The sequence below is a fragment of the Pseudomonas sp. EA_65y_Pfl2_P78 genome (assembly GCF_963970495.1).
In the GTDB taxonomy this organism is placed as follows: Bacteria; Pseudomonadota; Gammaproteobacteria; order Pseudomonadales; family Pseudomonadaceae; genus Aquipseudomonas; species Aquipseudomonas baetica_A.
Genome location: NZ_CAXAON010000031.1, coordinates 1 through 19,659 on the forward strand (window position 1 = coordinate 1; position 19,659 = coordinate 19,659).

Sequence of the window (19,659 nt, forward strand, 5' to 3'; positions counted from 1 at the left end):
AAGGACGAGGACGGTGTTGTCCGGTGGGGTTGAGGTGGTCATGGATGAGGCTCCTGCGCGGTGGGAACGGGCAGGGGTTATCAGAGCGCTTAATTGGAGATTGCGCACCTGTCAGATCTGACAGGTGTCGACATGTCTCAGACGAGTGGTCATTGAATGGATAAAAAAACCGTCGTCCCGGTTGATTCGGAACGGCGGTTTTTTTGGGGGAAGATATTGCCTGGGAGTCAGCTTTCGCGAGCAGGCTCGCTCCCCAGTTTGGAATGCATTTCAATCTGACATTTGGAATGCGGTCCCCTGTAGGAGTGAGTTTATTCCCTCGCTATTTCGTTCCCCGGCAAAAGTTGGAAAGCTTCTTGCAGTACCCGCCGTGAGCCCGCTCTGGGCGTCAAAAGTTTGCTTTAAAGGAACGAGGAAAACCGGTGGATCGCTCTCAGTTACTCAACAGTGCTCGCTCGAACGTTGCCGATCTCAGTCGAGGCAATCTGGGCGTGCCGCTGTTGCTGCTGGTCATGCTGGCCATGATGATGTTGCCGGTGCCGCCGTTCCTGCTGGACGTGTTTTTCACCTTCAACATAGCCCTGTCAATCGTCGTCCTGCTGGTTTGCGTTTACGCCCTGCGGCCGCTGGATTTCGCGGTGTTCCCGACGATTCTGCTGGTCGCGACCCTGCTGCGGCTGGCGCTCAACGTGGCGTCGACGCGGGTGGTGATGCTCAACGGTCAGGATGGTCACGCGGCTGCCGGTAAGGTGATCCAGGCCTTCGGTGAGGTGGTGATCGGCGGTAACTACGTGGTGGGTATCGTGGTCTTCGCGATCCTGATGATCATCAACTTCGTCGTGGTGACCAAAGGCGCCGGGCGGATTTCCGAGGTGAGCGCGCGCTTCACCCTCGATGCGATGCCTGGCAAGCAAATGGCGATTGACGCCGACCTCAACGCCGGTCTGATCGATCAGAACCAGGCCAAGGCTCGCCGTTCGGAAGTCGCCCAAGAGGCCGAGTTCTACGGTTCGATGGACGGTGCGAGCAAGTTCGTGCGCGGTGACGCCATCGCCGGTCTGCTGATTCTGTTCATCAACCTCATTGGCGGCGTGGCCGTCGGTATCTTCCAGCACCACATGAGTTTCGCCGAAGCGGGCAAGGTTTACGCCTTGCTGACCATCGGTGACGGTTTGGTGGCGCAATTGCCATCACTGTTGTTATCGACAGCGGCAGCGATCATGGTGACGCGTGCTTCCGGTTCGGAAGACATGGGCAAACAGATCAGCCGTCAGATGTTCGCCTCGCCCAAAGCGCTGGCGGTTGCAGCGGGGCTGATGGCGGTCATGGGCCTGGTGCCGGGCATGCCGCACTTCTCGTTCCTGAGCATGGCCGCGCTGGCCGCCGGTGGCGCCTATCTGTTCTGGAAAAAACAAAGTGTCGCCAAGGTTCAAGCGCTGCAAGAGGTCAAGCGTCAGCAAGAGTTGCTGCCATCGCCGGCCCGCGCCATGGAAACCAAAGAGCTGGGTTGGGACGACGTGACCCCGATCGACATGATCGGCCTGGAAGTGGGCTATCGCCTGATCCCGCTGGTGGATCGCAATCAGGGTGGACAATTGCTGGCGCGAATCAAGGGCGTGCGCAAAAAGCTCTCGCAGGATCTGGGCTTCCTGATGCCGACCGTGCATATCCGCGACAACCTCGATCTGGCGCCGAGCGCCTATCGCCTGACCCTGATGGGTGTGATCCTCGCCGAGGCGGAGATCTACCCGGATCGCGAGTTGGCAATCAATCCGGGGCAGGTCTACGGCGCGCTCAACGGTATCAACGCCAAAGATCCGGCTTTCGGACTGGAAGCGGTGTGGATCGAAATCAGCCAGCGGGCGCAGGCGCAATCGCTGGGTTACACCGTGGTCGATGCGAGCACCGTGGTCGCCACTCACCTGAACCAGATTCTGTACAAGCATTCCAGCGAGTTGATCGGCCACGAAGAAGTGCAGCAACTCATGCAGTTGCTGGCCAAAAGTTCGCCGAAACTGGCTGAAGAGCTGGTGCCGGGTGTGCTTTCGTTGTCGCAACTGCTCAAAGTATTGCAGGCGCTGTTGGCCGAACACGTGCCGGTGCGCGACATCCGCAGCATTGCCGAAGCTATCGCCAACAACGCCGCGAAGAGTCAAGATACCGCCGCGTTGGTGGCTGCTGTGCGGGTCGGCGTATCGCGCGCCATCGTCCAAAGCATTGTAGGCACTGAGTCCGAGCTGCCTGTGATCACCTTGGAACCAAGGTTGGAACAAATATTGCTCAATAGTCTGCAGAAGGCAGGACAAGGCTCGGAAGAGGGCGTTCTGCTGGAACCAAGCATGGCCGAGAAGCTGCAGCGTTCGCTCATCGAAGCGGCGCAGCGTCAGGAAATGCAAGGTCAACCGGTGATTCTGTTGGTAGCAGGTCCGATCCGCGCGATGCTCTCGCGTTTTGGTCGCCTCGCCGTCCCAGGGCTGCATGTGCTGGCCTACCAGGAAATTCCGGACAACAAGCAAGTGACGATCGTTGCGACAGTAGGGCCCAACGGCTGAGGTAGTGGTTTATGCAAGTTAAGCGTTTTTTCGCCGCCGATATGCGTCAGGCCATGAAGCTGGTTCGTGATGAGCTGGGCGCTGATGCCGCCATCATTGGCAACCGCCGCATTGCCGGCGGCGTCGAGCTGACGGCGGCGCTGGATTACAAATTGTCGGCGCTGGCGCCGCGGGTTCCGAACATTGAACTCGAAGATGAGCTGCGCAAGACCCAGTCGCGCATCGTCACCGCTCAGGCCGAGTTGAGCCTGCGTGGCGAAGCCGATGGCAATAGCAATCGCCAGATCTTCGCCGGCCTGCCGTTGACCGCTGGCCTGCCGCTGACCGCTGCTGAACCGCTGAGCGAGCCGACTTACGCCGCACCAGCGCGTCCGGCCCCGGCGCCTGCGCAGTCTTCCGGTGGTGTTGATCCGCGTGCACTGGATTCGATGCGTTTTGAATTGAACAGCCTGCGCGAACTGATGGAAGTGCAGCTTGGCACGCTGGCCTGGAATCAGTTGCAAGGCAAGCGTCCGGCGCAAGCCAACCTGTATCGTCGTCTGCAACGTATCGGTCTCTCCGGTCCGTTGTCGCGCGATCTGCTGGCGATGATCACCGATATCGAAGAACCTCGTCAGGCCTGGCGCATGCTGCTGGCGCACCTGGCGCGGATGATCGCCGTACCGGAAGTCGAGCCGCTGGAAGAAGGCGGGGTGATCGCCATGGTCGGTCCGGCAGGTATGGGCAAGACCACCACGCTGGCTAAACTCGCTGCCCGTTATGTGCTTAAGTACGGCGCGCAGAACGTTGCGCTGGTGAGCATGGACAGTTTCCGTATCGGCGCTCAGGAACAATTGAAGACCCTGGGCCGTATCCTCAATGTGCCGGTGACGCACGTCGACCCGGGCCAATCGCTGGTGCAGGCGCTGGATCCATTGCTGCGCAAGCGCGTGGTGCTGATCGATACCGCGGGCCTGCAAGCCAGCGATCCGGCACTGCGCATGCAGCTCGAAAGTCTGGCGGGGCGTGGCATACGTTCAAAAAATTATCTGGTCTTGGCAACCACCAGCCAGAAACAGGTTCTAACCGCCGCTTATCATAGTTACAAGCGTTGCGGGCTTGCCGGGTGCATCCTGACTAAACTGGATGAAACGGCCAGCCTTGGCGAAGTGTTGAGCCTGGCGATCAGTCATGAATTGCCGGTCGCGTACCTGACCGATGGCCCACGGATTCCGGATGATCTGCATCTGCCGCGCCGTCATCAACTGGTCAGCCGCGCCGTCAGCGTGCAAATGCAGGAAGAACCCAGCGAAGAAGCCATGGCTGACATGTTCGCTGATATCTATCACAGCCCGACCAAGCAGGTAGGCTGAGGTATTCATGAACAGTTTTTGTACCTACATCGATGGTCTGCCATGCATTGTTCAGGTTGTGAACGCGCAGCCAGTAATGTGGCCTCCGTCTATGCAAGACAAGGTAAAGAAATAACATGGGCAGCATGCATCCCGTACAGGTGATCGCGGTGACCGGCGGCAAAGGTGGCGTCGGGAAAACTAACGTGTCAGTGAACTTGTCGCTGGCGCTGGCAGAGCTTGGCCGTCGGGTCATGCTGCTGGACGCCGATCTGGGACTGGCGAACGTCGACGTTCTGCTGGGGCTGACCCCCAAACGCACGCTGGCCGATGTGATCGAAGGCCGCTGCGAACTGCGCGACGTGCTGTTGCAAGGCCCGGGCGGAATTCGCATCGTGCCGGCGGCGTCCGGCACCCAGAGCATGGTTCACCTGAGCCCGGCGCAACATGCCGGCCTGATTCAGGCCTTCAGCGACATCGGCGACAATCTCGACGTGCTGGTGATCGACACCGCTGCGGGCATTGGTGACTCGGTAGTCAGTTTCGTGCGCGCGGCGCAGGAAGTGTTGCTGGTGGTTTGCGACGAGCCGACTTCGATCACCGACGCCTACGCATTGATCAAACTGTTGAACCGTGATTACGGCATGAACCGCTTCCGCGTCCTGGCCAACATGGCGCAGAGCCCGCAGGAGGGCCGTAACCTGTTCGCCAAGTTGACCAAGGTCACGGATCGCTTCCTTGATGTGGCCCTACAATACGTCGGCGCCGTGCCCTACGATGAAAGCGTGCGCAAGGCCGTGCAGAAGCAGCGTGCAGTCTATGAAGCCTTTCCGCGTTCCAAGTGCGCACTGGCGTTCAAGGCCATCGCGCAGAAGGTCGACACCTGGCCACTGCCGGCCAACCCGCGTGGCCACCTTGAGTTTTTCGTCGAGCGCCTCGTGCAGCAAACGGCAGGGCCCGTGCTATGACAGCCAGCGGTATGAATTACTACAAGAAGTCGGCGCGTGACGCGCAGTACGAACTGATCGAGCGTTACGCGCCACTGGTCAAGCGCATTGCCTACCACTTGCTGGCACGCCTGCCGGCCAGCGTGCAGGTCGAGGATCTGATCCAGGCCGGCATGATCGGTCTGCTTGAAGTCTCGACCAAATACGACGCCAGCAAAGGTGCCAGTTTCGAAACGTACGCGGGCATTCGAATCCGCGGCGCGATGCTCGACGAAGTGCGCAAAGGGGACTGGGCGCCACGCTCGGTTCACCGCAACACCCGTATGGTCAGCGACGCAATTCGCGCAATTGAAGCTAAAACCGGCCGTGATGCTAAAGATCACGAGGTTGCGGCCGAACTCCAATTGAGTCTCGACGATTACTACGGGATTTTGAATGACACCCTGGGCAGTCGCTTGTTCAGTTTCGACGACCTGTTGCAGGACGGCGAACACGAAGGGCTGCACGAGGATGGCGCCAGTGCTCATCTTGAGCCGTCACGCGATCTGGAAGATGAACGCTTCCAGGCAGCGCTGGCGGACGCGATTGCCAATTTGCCGGAGCGTGAGCGACTGGTGTTGGCGCTGTACTACGACGAAGAGCTGAACCTCAAGGAGATCGGTGAAGTCCTTGGCGTCAGTGAATCGCGGGTCAGCCAGTTACACAGCCAGTGCGCGGCCCGTTTGCGGGGGCGTTTGGGGGAGTGGCGAGCGCGCTGAAGGCAGTGTGGGGACACTGCGAACGAGGCCGGTGCGGTGATGAGCGGCACCGGTCTTGCTCCGTTGTGTTCCAGACAGTCTTCGAGTGCTACGCCGGAATGATTGAAATGGCGCGTCCAGGTGCTGGGCGCGTTTAAGACTGCTTGGAGGTCGAATTGGACAAAAACATGAAAATCCTCATCGTTGATGACTTCTCAACGATGCGGCGGATCATCAAGAACCTGCTGCGTGATCTGGGGTTCACCAACACCGTCGAGGCCGACGATGGCATTACCGCCATTCCGGTACTCAACAGCGGAAACATCGACTTTCTGGTAACGGACTGGAACATGCCGGGCATGACCGGTATCGACCTGCTGCGCCACGTGCGTGCCGATGAAAAACTCAAGCACCTGCCCGTGCTGATGGTGACCGCTGAAGCCAAGCGCGAACAGATCATCGAAGCGGCCCAGGCCGGTGTTAACGGCTACGTGGTCAAACCTTTCACGGCCCAGGCGTTGAAAGAAAAAATCGAGAAGATTTTCGAACGCATCGGCTGATGAACGCGCGGGGGAGCTATGGAGCATAACGAATCTTCACAGGGCGATTTCGAGTCGACCCTGAAAAAACACGCGGTCGAACTGGTCGAAAGCCTTGAAAAAGGCAGGTTCGGCGACGCTGTGCAACTGATCCATGAGCTCAATCAGACCCGTGACCGCGGCCTGTATCAGGAAGTGGGCAAGCTCACGCGCGAACTGCACAGTGCGATTGTCAACTTTCAGATCGATCCGCACATGCCGCAGGCTGAGGAAGTGTCGCAAATCACCGACGCCACCGAGCGTCTGGGCTATGTGGTCAAGCTGACAGAAGCCGCGGCCAACCGCACCATGGATCTGGTGGAAAGCGCCACGCCGCTGGTCAATGGTCTGGCTGACGAAGCCCAGGCCTTGAGTGCCGATTGGGGGCGCTTCATGCGTCGCGAGGTCGGGGCTGAAGAGTTCCGTGAACTGGCGCGCCGGGTCGACGGTTTTCTGTCGCGCAGCAGCACGGACAACCGTGCGGTGTCGGGCAATCTGAACGACATCCTCCTCGCCCAGGATTACCAGGACCTCACCGGTCAGGTGATCAAGCGTGTGACGCAACTGGTCACCGAAGTCGAAAGCAATTTGCTCAAACTCGTGCTCATGGCCAGTCAGGTTGACCGCTTTGCGGGCATCGAACATGACCGTGAGGCGATGCTTGCAGAAAAAGATCCACAAAAACATCTCTCGCAGGGTGAAGGTCCGCAGATTCATGCCGATAAACGAGAAGACGTTGTGTCCGGTCAGGACGATGTGGACGATTTGTTATCCAGCCTTGGGTTCTAGAGTTTTGGAATTTTAGGTTTTTTGGGTTTTTAGACCTGTAGGAGCACCCCATTAATGAGCTTCGGCGCCGATGAAGAGATCCTTCAGGATTTCCTGGTTGAGGCCGGCGAGATTCTTGAGCAACTGTCCGAACAACTGGTCGAGCTGGAAAGCCGTCCGGATGATGCAGATCTGCTCAATGCAATTTTTCGCGGTTTCCACACTGTAAAAGGGGGCGCCGGCTTCCTTCAGCTCAACGAGCTGGTGGAGTGCTGTCACATCGCCGAAAACGTGTTCGACATCCTGCGTAAGGGTGAGCGGCGCGTTGATGCAGAACTGATGGACGTTGTCCTCGAAGCACTGGACGCGGTGAACAGCATGTTCAGCGAAGTCCGCGAACGTGCACCGATCACGGCGGCCACCCCGCAGCTGCTGGCCGCCCTGGCGCGTCTGGCCGAGCCGCAAACGGCGGACGAAGCCCCGGCATCTCCCGTGGCCGAGATGATCGAAGACCTGGTCGTCGAAGGCGATTCGGGCGACGTCACCGATAACGAATTTGAACAACTGCTGGACTCGCTGAACGCCGTCAAGGCTGAAGCCCAAGCCCCGGCGGCTGCTGCGCCTGCGCCAACTGCGGATGCGGCCGCCAGCGATGAAATTACCGATGCCGAGTTCGAGTCATTGCTCGATCAGTTGCACGGTAAAGGCCAGTTCGCGGCTGACGCTGTAGCACCGGCGGCGGCTCCGGCAGCTCCGGCAGCACCGGCGGCGGGCGACAGCTCGGACATCACCGATGACGAATTCGAAGCGTTGCTCGATCAGTTGCACGGCAAAGGCAATTTCGCCGTTGATGCGCTGGAGTCGGCGATTGCCTCGGCACCTGCTGCGCCAGCCGCACCGGCGGCCGCCGCTGCCGGCAGCGATCTGATCAGCGATCACGAGTTCGAATCGCTGCTCGACGAATTGCATGGCAAAGGCAAGTTCTCTGAAGTTGGCACCGCTGCTACGGGTTCCGCTTCGACTGTTGCCACGCCAGCCGCCAAGGCCCCGGCCGCTGCTGCGCCCAAACCTGCGGCCAAGCCTGAACCAAAAGCCGAAACGCCAAAACCGGCTGCCGCTGCCGCACCGGCGCCTGCCCGCGCTCCAGCAGCACCGCCACCGGAAAAACCGGCGAGCGAAGCCGAGACGACTGTGCGGGTCGACACCGCGCGTCTCGACGAAATCATGAACATGGTCGGCGAACTGGTGCTGGTGCGTAACCGTCTGGTGCGCCTGGGTCTGAACAGTGGTGACGAAGCCATGTCCAAAGCCGTGTCGAACCTGGACGTGGTGACGGCTGACTTGCAGACCGCGGTAATGAAAACCCGGATGCAGCCGATCAAGAAGGTCTTCGGGCGCTTCCCACGCCTGGTTCGAGACCTGGCGCGTCAGCTCAAGAAAGAGATCAACCTGGAACTGGTCGGCGAAGAAACCGACCTGGACAAAAACCTTGTCGAGGCTCTGGCCGACCCGCTGGTCCACTTGGTGCGCAACGCGGTCGACCACGGTATCGAATCGCCGGAAGAACGTGAAGATTCAGGCAAGGCGCGGGGCGGCAAAGTCGTTCTGGCGGCCGAGCAGGAAGGCGATCACATTCTTCTGTCGATCTCCGATGACGGCAAAGGCATGGACCCGAACGTTCTGCGTGCCATCGCGGTAAAACGCGGTGTGATGGACAAGGACGCGGCCGATCGCCTGAGCGATAGCGAGTGCTACAACCTGATCTTCGCCCCGGGCTTCTCGACCAAGACCGAGATCTCCGATGTGTCCGGCCGCGGTGTCGGCATGGACGTGGTGAAGACCAAGATTTCCCAGCTCAACGGTTCGATCAACATCTACTCGACCAAGGGCCAGGGCTCGAAGATTGTCATCAAGGTACCGCTGACGCTTGCGATCATGCCGACCCTGATGGTGATGCTCGGCAATCAGGCGTTCGCGTTCCCGTTGGTCAACGTCAACGAAATCTTCCACCTCGACCTGTCGACGACCAACGTCGTGGACGGCCAGGAAGTGGTGATCGTGCGGGACAAGGCGCTGCCATTGTTCTACCTCAAGCGCTGGCTGGTCAGCTCCGCCGCTCACGAAGAGCAGCGCGAAGGCCATGTGGTGATCCTTTCGGTGGGCACTCAGCGGATCGGCTTCGTCGTCGATCAACTGGTCGGCCAGGAAGAAGTGGTCATCAAGCCATTGGGCAAAATGCTGCAGGGCACTCCGGGCATGTCCGGCGCCACCATCACCGGTGACGGCCGCATTGCACTGATTCTCGATGTTCCAAGCATGCTCAAGCGTTACGCCGCACGGCGTATTTGAATCCGGGGCAGCGGGGCGATAACGTCCCGCTGCACCTAATGGAGTGTTTATGGCAGTCAAAGTCCTGGTGGTGGACGATTCGGGTTTTTTCCGCCGCCGCGTCTCGGAAATTCTTTCTGCGGATCCGAGCATCCAGGTTGTCGGCACGGCAACCAACGGTAAAGAGGCGATCGATCAGGCCCTGGCCCTCAAGCCAGACGTGATCACCATGGACTACGAGATGCCGATGATGGATGGCATCACGGCTGTGCGGCATATCATGCAGCGCTGTCCGACCCCGGTCTTGATGTTCTCCTCGCTGACACACGAAGGCGCCCGGGTCACCCTGGATGCGCTGGATGCCGGCGCGGTGGATTTCCTGCCGAAGAATTTCGAAGACATCTCCCGCAATCCGGAGAAGGTCAAGCAACTGCTGTGCGAGAAGGTGCACAGCATCTCGCGCAGTAATCGTCGTTTCAGTGGCTATAGCGCACCGGCTCCGGTGGCTGCGCCTGCGCCGACACCCACGCCAGCGGCGTCGAGCTTCAGCAGCCACAGCAGCGCTGCGGCTCGTCCGGCACCTGCTCCGGCGCCCACCCGCACTTCGGCCGCCAGCGCATCATCGCCCGCGCCGAAACGCAAGGCCTACAAACTGGTTGCCATCGGTACGTCGACTGGCGGCCCGGTTGCCCTGCAACGCGTCTTGACGCAATTGCCGGCCAACTTCCCGGCACCGATCGTCTTGATCCAGCACATGCCGGCGGCGTTCACCAAGGCGTTCGCCGAGCGACTCGACAAGCTTTGCCGCATCAGCGTCAAGGAAGCCGAGGATGGCGACATCCTGCGTCCGGGCCTCGCGTTGCTGGCGCCGGGTGGCAAGCAAATGATGATCGACGGCCGTGGTGCGGTGAAAATCCTCCCGGGCGACGAGCGCCTGAATTACAAGCCGTGTGTGGACATTACTTTCGGTTCTGCCGCGAAATCCTACGGTGACAAAGTTCTGGCGGTGGTACTGACCGGCATGGGCGCCGACGGCCGTGAGGGCGCGCGTCTGCTCAAGCAGGGCGGTAGCTCCGTGTGGGCGCAAGACGAAGCCAGTTGCGTGATCTACGGCATGCCGATGGCCATCGTCAAAGCCGATCTCGCTGACGCGGTGTACGGTCTGGACGATATCGGCAAGCACATCGTCGAGGCGTGTATCTGATGGATGTTCTAAGCCTTATCGGGATCATCATGGCGTTCGTCGCCATCATCGGCGGTAACTACCTTGAAGGTGGTCACCTCGGTGCGCTGGCCAACGGCCCGGCGGCACTGATCGTACTGGGCGGCACCATCGGTGCTGCGCTGCTGCAATCACCGATGAGCGCGTTCAAACGCGCGATGCAGATCCTCGCCTGGATCTTCTTTCCGCCGCGAGTCGACCTGGCGGGCGGCATTGATCGGGTGGTCAACTGGAGCCTCACTGCGCGCAAGGAAGGTTTGCTGGGGCTGGAAGGCGTGGCCGACGCCGAACCCGACAGCTACTCGCGCAAAGGCCTGCAACTGCTGGTCGACGGTGCCGAGCCGGAAGCGATCCGCAGCATTCTTGAAGTGGATTTCTACACCCAGGAAGCGCGCGACGTCGAAGCGGCCAAAGTCTTTGAAAGCATGGGCGGCTACGCGCCGACCATCGGCATCATCGGTGCGGTAATGGGCCTGATTCATGTCATGGGCAACCTTGCCGATCCGACGCAATTGGGTAGCGGCATCGCCGTGGCTTTTGTCGCCACCATTTATGGTGTGGCCAGCGCCAACCTGATCCTGTTGCCGGTGGCGGCCAAACTGAAGTCAATCGCGTTGCGGCAGTCGCGTTATCGCGAAATGTTGTTGGAAGGGATCCTGTCGATCGCCGAAGGTGAAAACCCTCGCTCCATTGAGTTGAAGCTGCAAGGCTTCATGGATTAAGGGACTGACCTCATGGCTCGTCGTCGCCACCAGGAAGAACACGTCAACCACGAGCGCTGGCTCGTGTCCTACGCGGACTTCATCACCTTGCTGTTCGCGTTCTTCGTGGTGATGTACTCGATCTCGTCGATCAATGAAGGCAAGTACAAGGTCATTTCCGAAGCGCTGATCGGCGTCTTCACCGACTCCGACCGCTCGCTCAAGCCGATTCCGATTGGCGACGAACGACCCAAGACCGTGACCCCGGCCAAGCCGTTGGTCAAGGATGCCGATCAGGTCGACGCCGGTATCGCCGGTGCCAGTGATCCGCTGAAAAGCATCGCCGATGACATCAGCGCCGCGTTCGGCGACTTGATCGCCTCCAACCAGATGACCGTGCGCGGTAACGAGTTGTGGGTCGAGATCGAACTCAATTCCAGCCTGTTGTTCGGCAGCGGTGACGCCATGCCGAGTGACGTCGCCTTCAACATCATCGACAAGGTCGCGGCGATCCTCAAACCGTTCGACAACCCGATCCACGTCGAAGGTTTTACTGACGACCAGCCGATTCGCACTGCGCAGTACCCAACCAACTGGGAGCTGTCTTCGGCGCGCTCGGCGAGCATCGTGCGTATGTTGGCGATGCAGGGCGTGAACCCCGGTCGCCTGGCGTCGGTGGGTTACGGCCAATTCCAGCCGGTAGCCAACAACGCCACGGCCGAAGGCCGAGCGAAAAACCGTCGTGTGGTGCTGGTGGTGTCGCGAAATCTCGATGTGCGTCGCAGCCTTACGGGCACCGGAACGGCCAACGCCAAACCGGATGCCGCACTCAAGCGTGCTGGCACACAAACTGCACCGACCGTGGTCAAGACGCCGGGACGCGAGAGTGCCGTCAATTCTCCGTCGCCCGCATTAACACGCTGAGCTATGTCTCGGTCGAGCATATCGGCCGGGAGGAACGAACCGAATGAGAGTCTGGGCAGTCGCCAATCAAAAGGGTGGTGTTGGTAAAACCACATCTTCCATCGCTTTAGCCGGGTTGCTGGCCGAGGCGGGCAAGCGCGTGGTTGTGGTCGATCTCGACCCGCACGGCTCGATGACCAGCTATTTCGGCTATGACCCCGACAGCCTGGAACACAGCAACTACGATCTTTTTCTGCACAAGGGCAGCGTGCCGCAAGGCCTGCCGGGGCAGTTGCTGCTGTCGACCAGCGACGAACGTATTTCCCTGCTGCCATCGAGCACCGCACTCGCGACCCTTGAGCGTCAGTCGCCGGGGCAGAGTGGTCTGGGGCTGGTGATCGCCAAGAGTCTGGCGCAGTTGTGGCAGGATTTCGATTACGCCGTGATCGACAGCCCACCGTTGCTCGGCGTGCTGATGGTCAACGCCCTCGCGGCGAGCCAGCAACTGGTGATTCCGGTGCAGACCGAGCATCTGGCGGTCAAAGGCCTGGAACGCATGGTCAACACCCTGGCAATGATCAACCGCTCGCGCAAACAGGCGCTGCCGTTCAGCATCGTGCCGACCCTGTTTGACCGCCGCACCCAGGCGTCGCTGGGCACCTTGCGCGTACTGCGCGACAAATTTCCGGACGAGATCTGGCAGGGTTACATCCCGGTCGATACGCGTCTGCGCGATGCCAGCCGTGCCGGTGTCACGCCGTCGCAATTCGACGGCAAGAGCCGTGGCGTGCTGGCCTACCGCGCGTTGCTCAAGCATCTGCTGGCGCAACAACTTGTTCCGCAGGTGGCCTGAGCATGAATCGGCCGCTGAAGTTGACGTCCAAGCCGCAGTTGGCTTTGCAGTCTTATCTGGACAGTTTGTTGGAGGAAATTCCCGACGAATTGCCGGCGCAGGTGGCGGCGCAGCCTGAGGTGATTGAAAGCGCTGAAGCGCTGGATGAATTTCAGGCGGCGGTACTGGAAGAGCAGGCGCGTGATGCACAAAAAGCTGTTGCGCCTGTGGCCGTGCCTGCCGTCGCACCCGTCGCCAAGGCGCCAGTGGCGTTGATCGAAGAAGCCGAACCGGTTCGCGCCTCGGTTTCGACGTTGGCACCGCTGCTGCAAACCCAATTGCTCAAGACCGCGCCAGAACCGGCAGTGATCGAGCCTGCACCGGTCGTCCCTGCACCCGTCGAACAGACGCTGGTCCCGCCACTGGTTGAAGTGCATCTGCCGCCGAGCAACACACCGCCACCGGTGGAAACCGACGGCCGTCCAGCGTGGGCATCGGAAGCTTTCGAATGTTTGCTGTTCGACGTTGCCGGATTGACGCTGGCGGTGCCGCTGGTGTGCCTCGGTTCGATCTATTCGCTGGCCGGTCACGAGCTGACGCCGCTGTTCGGTCAGCCAGAATGGTTTCTCGGGATCCTGCCGAGTCAGGCTGGAAACCTGAAAGTTCTCGATACCGCGCGGTGGGTCATGCCGGATCGCTATCGCGATGATTTCCGTCAGGGCTTGCAGTACGTGATTTCGGTACAAGGTTACGAGTGGGGCCTGGCGGTGCATCAGGTCAGTCGCTCGTTGCGTCTGGACCCGAATGAAATCAAATGGAGAAGTCACCGGGGTCAGCGGCCATGGCTCGCCGGCACGGTGATTGAGCACATGTGTGCATTGCTTGACGTTTCCGCGCTGGCCGAGTTGATCGCCAGCGGCGGGGCAAAGCAATTGGGCGGCAACAAGCCCCTACATAAACCGACATAGCAGCCGACATAACAAGTAGGCGATGGCATTGTTGAATGCCACCACACAGAACACACACCGCCCAGTGCGGTTTTTTCGAGGGGTCAGGGTATGAGTAGTCAGGCGACGAATGCAAAAGGTTCTGAAGATCCGATCCTGCAATGGGTGACCTTCAAACTGGACAACGAAACCTACGGCATCAACGTGATGCGCGTTCAGGAAGTCCTGCGTTACACCGAGATCGCTCCGGTGCCGGGTGCACCCAGCTACGTGCTGGGCATCATCAACCTGCGCGGTAACGTGGTCACCGTGATCGACACCCGCCAGCGCTTCGGCCTGAGCACCGGCGAGATCAGCGACAACACCCGTATCGTCATCATCGAAGCCGACAAGCAAGTGGTTGGCATCATGGTCGACAGCGTGGCCGAAGTGGTTTACCTGCGTCAGTCGGAAATCGAAACCGCACCGAACGTCGGTAACGAAGAATCGGCCAAGTTCATCCAGGGCGTGTGCAACAAGAACAACGAGTTGCTGATCCTGGTCGAGCTGGACAAGATGATGAGCGAAGAAGAATGGTCGGAACTGGAGAGCATCTGATTGATTCTCGAGGTGGCGGTCATTGTCCTGTTCCTTTTCTGGGCAGGCACGCTGGCAATGTTTCTGGCGTACATCAAGGCGCAAAAGGTTATCGCGGCACAACAGGCTCAGGGCGATGCGCTGCGTGATCAGCGCATCAAAGAGCTGGCCAAGCGTGTCGATGATTACCAGAACGGCAACGTGCGCATGGGTGAAGCCCTGCACGAGTTGCGCGCGGTCGTCGGTCCTTTGCCGGACAAGATTGTTCAGTTGGAACAGCGCGACCCTTCCAGCCTATCGTTCGCCCAGGCGGCGAAACTGGTGGGCATGGGCGCGAGCGTCGATGAGCTGACTCAGTCCTGTGGCTTGACCCAGGCTGAGGCGGAGTTGATGCGCAAGTTGCACAAGAGCAGCTAGAAGTTTCGAGTTTCGAGCGGCAAGCAATATCAAAAGATCGCAGCCTTCGACAGCGCCTACAGGGAAACTCATTCCAATGTAGGCGCTGGCGAAGCTGCGATTTTTTGCTTTTAGGCCTTAATCATCATCCCCTCGTTCGGTGACATCCTTCTCGACCATCGGCGCATCCGGATCATGCCCCTCGGGGAATTTCCCCTTCAGGTTCCACGCAAACGCGATGATCTCGGCAATGGTGCGATACAGCTCTTCGGGAATGCTGTCGCCCAGTTCCATGCGCGCCAGCAAGCGCACCAGTTCAGCGTTTTCATAAATCGGCACTTCGCAGTCGCGGGCAATGCGCAGGATTTCTTCGGCCAGTTCCTCGTCACCCTTGGCGGTGAGGGTCGGAGCGTGGTTGCCGTCGTATTTGAGGGGGGCAAATCAGTAATAGAACTGAAGTTGGCAACTTTATTTATAGCAATACGGAAGGCGAAAGAAATTGACGTTCAGATTCGTTGCCCTTCCTCGGAGCAAAATTACACGGTCTTAGTCCACTTCCTACATTTTTGTGGGATCTCGCTGACTTGCGATAGTTGTCCGCCGTCGATAACTTGATAACTCGTTGAGTTGGTTCGTTCTGCTTGGCTGGCAAAGCTTTTTGAATAGAAGCTTTATGTTGAGTGGTGGTGCCTAAATAAATAGATAGGAGCGTGTTGTGGGATGGCTCTTTCTATGGTTTTTTCTGCTTTCTGTTTTGAGCTGATATTTACTATGTAAGTAGCATTGATAACCGTGTATTGAGAGAACAATAAGGAGTGTTATGTATCTCGCCAAGGTTAAAGAAATCACCGCGAATATACTTTTTTTGGATGCTTCAGATAATATCGAAAACAATGCATCGTTTGAGGAAATGGGCTTCTCTTCCATCGACTTCATTGATTTTTGTTATGAGGTCAAAGCGCAGATAGATTCAGGTATTGAACCACATGATATATGGCCATTTACGAGGTTGCTGATCGATCCGCAATTTCATACTAAAGGGGGGTGGACTGAGGCGGGTAAAAAACTTGTTAATGACATATTAGGAGTAGACAGCAATATGGAGGTAAATCCCAAGTCGCTAGATAAATACTTGACGCCACAATTCTGCGCGCAACGAATCGAGGCGGTTCTAAATGCCTAATCTATTCATCACCGGCTATGGTATTGAACAGGCCGCGTTGAACACGTATGACTTGGTTCGGTGTCTGACTGACCCCCCGAACGAGTTACCGGACAACCAGCCAGGGGAGGCGAAGTTGTTAGCAGCGATTGTTCCGCGCATCGCCCGCGAAGATCGAGCCATGCTGACGTCTCAAACGATTTTTAGCCTTAATGTCGCTTTCTCGGCCATGAGCATGGCCGAGCAAAACATTGGCTTCACGCCGGCTGAAAAAGACGCCATGTGCGTGTACACCAGCTATGAAACGGTTCGTGACTTCCATGAGGTGGTCTGGCAGTTCAAATCGTCCAGCGAGTACTACACCGATAAGGCTATTTTGCTCGCTCACCTGGGGGTAATGACCAACACCGTGCATCCTTTGCGGCTGTTTCGCAAGCTGCCCACCAATGGCCTCTACCATTTATCAAAGCTCTTCGGGCTTCGCGGTGGCGGCTATCCGTTACGCAAGATGTCCTTGGGCGGGCTCTCGTTGCTGGAGGAAGCTTTCTATAACCTGCCAAGCAGCGAGTCGGGCGGTGCCTTGATCTGTGCTTACGGTGATATGTCCAAAGCCGATAACGCCCAGGTCTTTAAAAAAATGGGCTTGATCGATGGTAGGGAGTCACATCGCTCAAGCGTCCAGGGAACAAGCGGCGCCGTGTCGTTGGTGGTCGAAACTCCGGATCGGGTTTCCCGGGAGCAAGTCCAGCCACTGGCAGAAGTGTTTCTGGCGGTTAGTCGCTTCTCCACCCGCATGTTCGCCACTCGCCAGGATTGGGTCGAGGCCTATGCACAGTTGGAGCCTTGGGTCCGAGAAAGTCATCCGGTAGTGGTGCTTTACGACAACGGTGCACCCGGCATTGGCGATGCGGAGGTGCAGGCGTTGGAGAGTTGTTTGAACACCTTCGAATTGCGTCGATACAAAACCAGGTCGCGGTATGCGGTGGCCACGAGCGGCTTGGTCGATCTGGTGTGTGCGTTGGCCGACCCGACTATTGAGCCGGGCCGGTTGATCATTATCCATGGCGAAGGTGCAGGGATGGGCTTGGGTTTGATCGTGTTGCGCAAGTCATCAACGCCATCACAGAGGGTGTCGTCATGAATCAGCAAAAAGTTGTCATCAGTGGCTTCGGTTGTTGCACGCCGTTGGGCGATCACTATGCCGCTATTGAAGAAGCGCTGCGTGATGGGCGCTCCGGTGTGAGAAAAATCGCCAAATATGACACCGCTACGTTCAGGAGCCATTTCGCAGGAATCCCCGAATCGGGAAACTTTCCGACCCAGGGCGAACGGCAGCGATTCAGTCATGATGAGTTCTACACCCGTAAGGCCATGGACAATCTACTGGCATCGGTGCCCTTCGACCCGGTCGCCATCGGTGAGCACCGGATCGGTTGTTTTTTGGGCGTCGACGAACCCGTGGTGGACATTCGACAAACGGTCAATCTGGCGTACGACCTGAACAAGGTTGGCGGGCAGTTTGCCGATCTTGATCTAGCCCTCGAGAAGCACTTTCGAGTGCAGGACTTCATTCGTTACGACCCAACCAATGCGCTGCGCACTGTCCATAAGTTTGTTCCGTTTAAAGGTCCGGCATCGGTACATCTGGGGCTGTGTTCCGCCTCCTTGCAGGCCATCGGTACCGGTTTTCAAGCCGTGCGGCAGGGACGAGTAGATGCGGCGATCGTCGGCGGTATCTCGGCGAAGGTCACCCCCGAGCATTACATCGGCCTGGAGTCGGTCGATATTATCGCCACTGATGAACGACTCGATCCCACAGGCCTGTCACGGCCCTTTGATACGCGGCGTTCGGGTTATCTGCCAGCGGAAGGTGCAGTGCTGTTTCTCGTGGAGTCTCTGGACTCGTGTCTGAAAGCAGGGCGTGAACCGTTGATGGAACTGGTGGGTTTTGGCACCAGTACCAACGCCAGTCATATCGTCAAGCCGGCACCCGACAGCGCCGAGATGAAGTTGGCCATGATCCGGGCATTGAGTCATGCAGGGTTGCGGTCGAGTGATATTGGCATGGTCAATGCGCATGGGACCTCAACGATCCTGAATGACTTTCACGAGTCTGCAGCCATTTGCGCTGTACTTGGAGAACAGGTGCCTGTCACCGCCAACAAGTCTTTACACGGGCACATGATTGCCGCCGCAGGAGCCATGGAAACCCTCAATACATTGATCAGTCTGCGCTCGGGTTTCATTCCCGGGACGATCAACCTTGAGTCTCGGGACCCTGACTGCATGGTCAATGTTTCTCCCTTCACCCAGCAGCGTTCCGTGGATTACTGCCAAAAAAACTCTTTCGGCATGGGCGGCCTCGCCGCGTCGATGATATTTAAAAGAATCGGATAATGACTATAAAAAGCCGCACTTCGTTCGATATCGATAAGTTCAACAAGATGGTCGGCGAGTATGCCGGACTGGATTATCCGCTGAATTTTCCCACGGTCACGGGGTATGAAGATTTCGTACAGAAATACCCACCTTTGAGCAAGAAAACGCTCATGGAGGTGAGTGATACGCTGATTGACGCAGGCAAGCTAAAACAGTGTTATGTCATCGCTACGTCGGGCACGACATCGTCTCCGCTGGTATTGGCTAGTCGGATTTTTCAGCGCGTCACAGAAGACAGTTACCCCTACCAAGTCCGCGGTTTCATGGCCGAGCATGTGTTTTGTGCTGACGATACCGTGGTGAACCTGCTGACCGCCGGCTGCCTGGGTTACAACTACGAAGGGATGTGCCGGATGCTCGAGCCTATCGGCTCGACGGTGTTGCCGGTGGGGCGTCCCGACGTGATGAACAACATGCCGTCGTTGCTCGCCACCATGGGCCGTTTCAACGCAAACGTATTAGTAGGTTCACCGACCGGGATCATCCAGGTCGCGCAGGCAGCAGAAAAGCTCGATGTGGATCTGGCGATCACCAAGATCGTTTTTGTCGGCGAGGCATTCCATCTGGGTAAGCGCGAATATATTCAGCGCCTGTGGCCCAAAGCCCTGTTCTATAGCGTGTACGGTGCAACGGAACTGGGGTTTGCAGCGGTGAGTACACCGGCCATGGAGCCGCATCTGCACTTGATACTGTCCGATTGGTTTTTTATGGAACAGACCGATGCCGGCGAGTTGCTGGTCACCGATCTGAAAGCCCCGGTGGTGCCCATCATTCGCTACCGAATCGGTGATGTCGGAGTGTTGACCCAAGAGGAGGACAATCACTACTACCTCAAGATCGGCCAACGCGTCGCCGAGGAGTTCAGTCTCGGCGGTCACCGGATTAGCCTGACGCTGATCGAACAGGCCTTGGTCGCTGCGGCTGTGCCGTCAGAGGCGTTTCAGGTACGTCTGTCGACCACTGATGCCGGCAAGGACTGTGTCACGGTGCTCGTCGATATCGAACCATCGGTCATGAATGCCTCTTGGTCGGCACGCCTGGAAGACCAACTCTTCCATATTCCGAAGTTGAAGGAGGCGGTGACGCGCGGTGTAGCAGTGGTCAAGTGGGCGAGTAATGCAGACTTTTCCTATAACCCACGAGGTAAGCTCAACCGTTTGCTCGACCATCGCAACCAACTTTCGATTGCGGGCTGATCGTCACTGTTTGTCTCAGGTATATGCAGTACCAAGGGGTTTCT

The 19,659-nt window shown here is 58.3% G+C and carries 18 protein-coding genes and 1 pseudogene; 18 read left to right on the plus strand and 1 reads right to left on the minus strand.

Annotated features, from left to right (window positions below):
- The first annotated feature begins 422 nt into the window (after positions 1–422).
- The 14 genes from flhA (at position 423) to AACY02_RS20980 (ending at position 14,839) form a co-directional block, all read left to right on the plus strand.
- The gene (flhA, locus tag AACY02_RS20915; protein ID WP_339433589.1) at positions 423–2,552 is read left to right on the plus strand and encodes a flagellar biosynthesis protein FlhA; all 2,130 of its coding nucleotides are present in this window, start codon (positions 423–425) and stop codon (positions 2,550–2,552) included.
- Between the two features lie 11 nt (positions 2,553–2,563).
- Positions 2,564–3,904 (plus strand): flagellar biosynthesis protein FlhF, encoded by a 1,341-nt coding sequence (gene flhF / locus AACY02_RS20920; protein WP_339433590.1) that lies wholly within the window; start codon positions 2,564–2,566, stop codon positions 3,902–3,904.
- A gap of 116 nt (positions 3,905–4,020) precedes the next feature.
- Positions 4,021–4,851 carry a flagellar synthesis regulator FleN gene (gene fleN / locus AACY02_RS20925; protein ID WP_003222917.1) on the plus strand — a complete coding sequence of 277 codons (831 nt, stop codon included), beginning with the start codon at positions 4,021–4,023 and terminating at the stop codon, positions 4,849–4,851.
- Complete coding sequence (gene fliA / locus AACY02_RS20930; RefSeq protein WP_003222919.1) at positions 4,848–5,588, plus strand: RNA polymerase sigma factor FliA; 741 nt, start codon at positions 4,848–4,850, stop codon at positions 5,586–5,588. The genes fleN and fliA overlap by 4 nt, the downstream gene beginning before the upstream one ends.
- 167 nt (positions 5,589–5,755) lie before the next feature.
- Positions 5,756–6,127, plus strand: coding sequence for a chemotaxis response regulator CheY (locus tag AACY02_RS20935; RefSeq protein ID WP_221731959.1), 372 nt, complete (start codon positions 5,756–5,758; stop codon positions 6,125–6,127).
- Positions 6,128–6,145: 18 nt separating this feature from the next.
- Positions 6,146–6,934 (plus strand): protein phosphatase CheZ, encoded by a 789-nt coding sequence (locus AACY02_RS20940; protein WP_221731958.1) that lies wholly within the window; start codon positions 6,146–6,148, stop codon positions 6,932–6,934.
- 54 nt (positions 6,935–6,988) lie between these two features.
- The gene (locus AACY02_RS20945; RefSeq protein WP_339433591.1) at positions 6,989–9,262 is read left to right on the plus strand and encodes a chemotaxis protein CheA; all 2,274 of its coding nucleotides are present in this window, start codon (positions 6,989–6,991) and stop codon (positions 9,260–9,262) included.
- 49 nt (positions 9,263–9,311) lie between these two features.
- Positions 9,312–10,445, plus strand: coding sequence for a protein-glutamate methylesterase/protein-glutamine glutaminase (locus AACY02_RS20950; protein WP_339433592.1), 1,134 nt, complete (start codon positions 9,312–9,314; stop codon positions 10,443–10,445).
- Positions 10,445–11,185, plus strand: a complete 741-nt coding sequence (locus tag AACY02_RS20955) for a flagellar motor protein (RefSeq protein WP_339433593.1) — start codon at positions 10,445–10,447, stop codon at positions 11,183–11,185. The genes AACY02_RS20950 and AACY02_RS20955 overlap by 1 nt, the downstream gene beginning before the upstream one ends.
- 12 nt (positions 11,186–11,197) lie before the next feature.
- Positions 11,198–12,088, plus strand: coding sequence for a flagellar motor protein MotD (gene motD / locus AACY02_RS20960; protein WP_339433594.1), 891 nt, complete (start codon positions 11,198–11,200; stop codon positions 12,086–12,088).
- Positions 12,089–12,131: 43 nt separating this feature from the next.
- The gene (locus tag AACY02_RS20965) at positions 12,132–12,920 is read left to right on the plus strand and encodes a ParA family protein (protein WP_339433595.1); all 789 of its coding nucleotides are present in this window, start codon (positions 12,132–12,134) and stop codon (positions 12,918–12,920) included.
- 2 nt (positions 12,921–12,922) lie between these two features.
- Complete coding sequence (locus tag AACY02_RS20970) at positions 12,923–13,867, plus strand: CheW domain-containing protein (RefSeq protein ID WP_339433596.1); 945 nt, start codon at positions 12,923–12,925, stop codon at positions 13,865–13,867.
- A gap of 90 nt (positions 13,868–13,957) precedes the next feature.
- The gene (locus AACY02_RS20975; protein ID WP_095050193.1) at positions 13,958–14,443 is read left to right on the plus strand and encodes a chemotaxis protein CheW; all 486 of its coding nucleotides are present in this window, start codon (positions 13,958–13,960) and stop codon (positions 14,441–14,443) included.
- Complete coding sequence (locus AACY02_RS20980; protein ID WP_339433597.1) at positions 14,444–14,839, plus strand: DUF2802 domain-containing protein; 396 nt, start codon at positions 14,444–14,446, stop codon at positions 14,837–14,839.
- Between the two features lie 117 nt (positions 14,840–14,956).
- Here AACY02_RS20980 and AACY02_RS20985 read toward each other — a convergent pair.
- A pseudogene (locus tag AACY02_RS20985) lies at positions 14,957–15,250 on the minus strand (EscU/YscU/HrcU family type III secretion system export apparatus switch protein); the annotation flags it as partial.
- 388 nt (positions 15,251–15,638) lie between these two features.
- Here AACY02_RS20985 and AACY02_RS20990 point away from each other — a divergent pair.
- From AACY02_RS20990 to AACY02_RS21005, 4 genes are read left to right on the plus strand one after another with little or no spacing between them, the layout of a single operon-like run.
- Positions 15,639–16,001, plus strand: coding sequence for an acyl carrier protein (locus tag AACY02_RS20990; protein WP_339433598.1), 363 nt, complete (start codon positions 15,639–15,641; stop codon positions 15,999–16,001).
- Positions 15,994–17,121 (plus strand): hypothetical protein, encoded by a 1,128-nt coding sequence (locus AACY02_RS20995; RefSeq protein ID WP_339433599.1) that lies wholly within the window; start codon positions 15,994–15,996, stop codon positions 17,119–17,121. Before AACY02_RS20990 ends, AACY02_RS20995 begins: the two co-directional genes overlap by 8 nt.
- Positions 17,118–18,377 (plus strand): beta-ketoacyl-[acyl-carrier-protein] synthase family protein, encoded by a 1,260-nt coding sequence (locus AACY02_RS21000; RefSeq protein WP_339433600.1) that lies wholly within the window; start codon positions 17,118–17,120, stop codon positions 18,375–18,377. Before AACY02_RS20995 ends, AACY02_RS21000 begins: the two co-directional genes overlap by 4 nt.
- Positions 18,377–19,615: a hypothetical protein gene (locus AACY02_RS21005; RefSeq protein WP_339433601.1), complete on the plus strand. Its 1,239-nt coding sequence runs from the start codon at positions 18,377–18,379 to the stop codon at positions 19,613–19,615. The genes AACY02_RS21000 and AACY02_RS21005 overlap by 1 nt, the downstream gene beginning before the upstream one ends.
- The last annotated feature ends 44 nt before the right edge of the window (positions 19,616–19,659 follow it).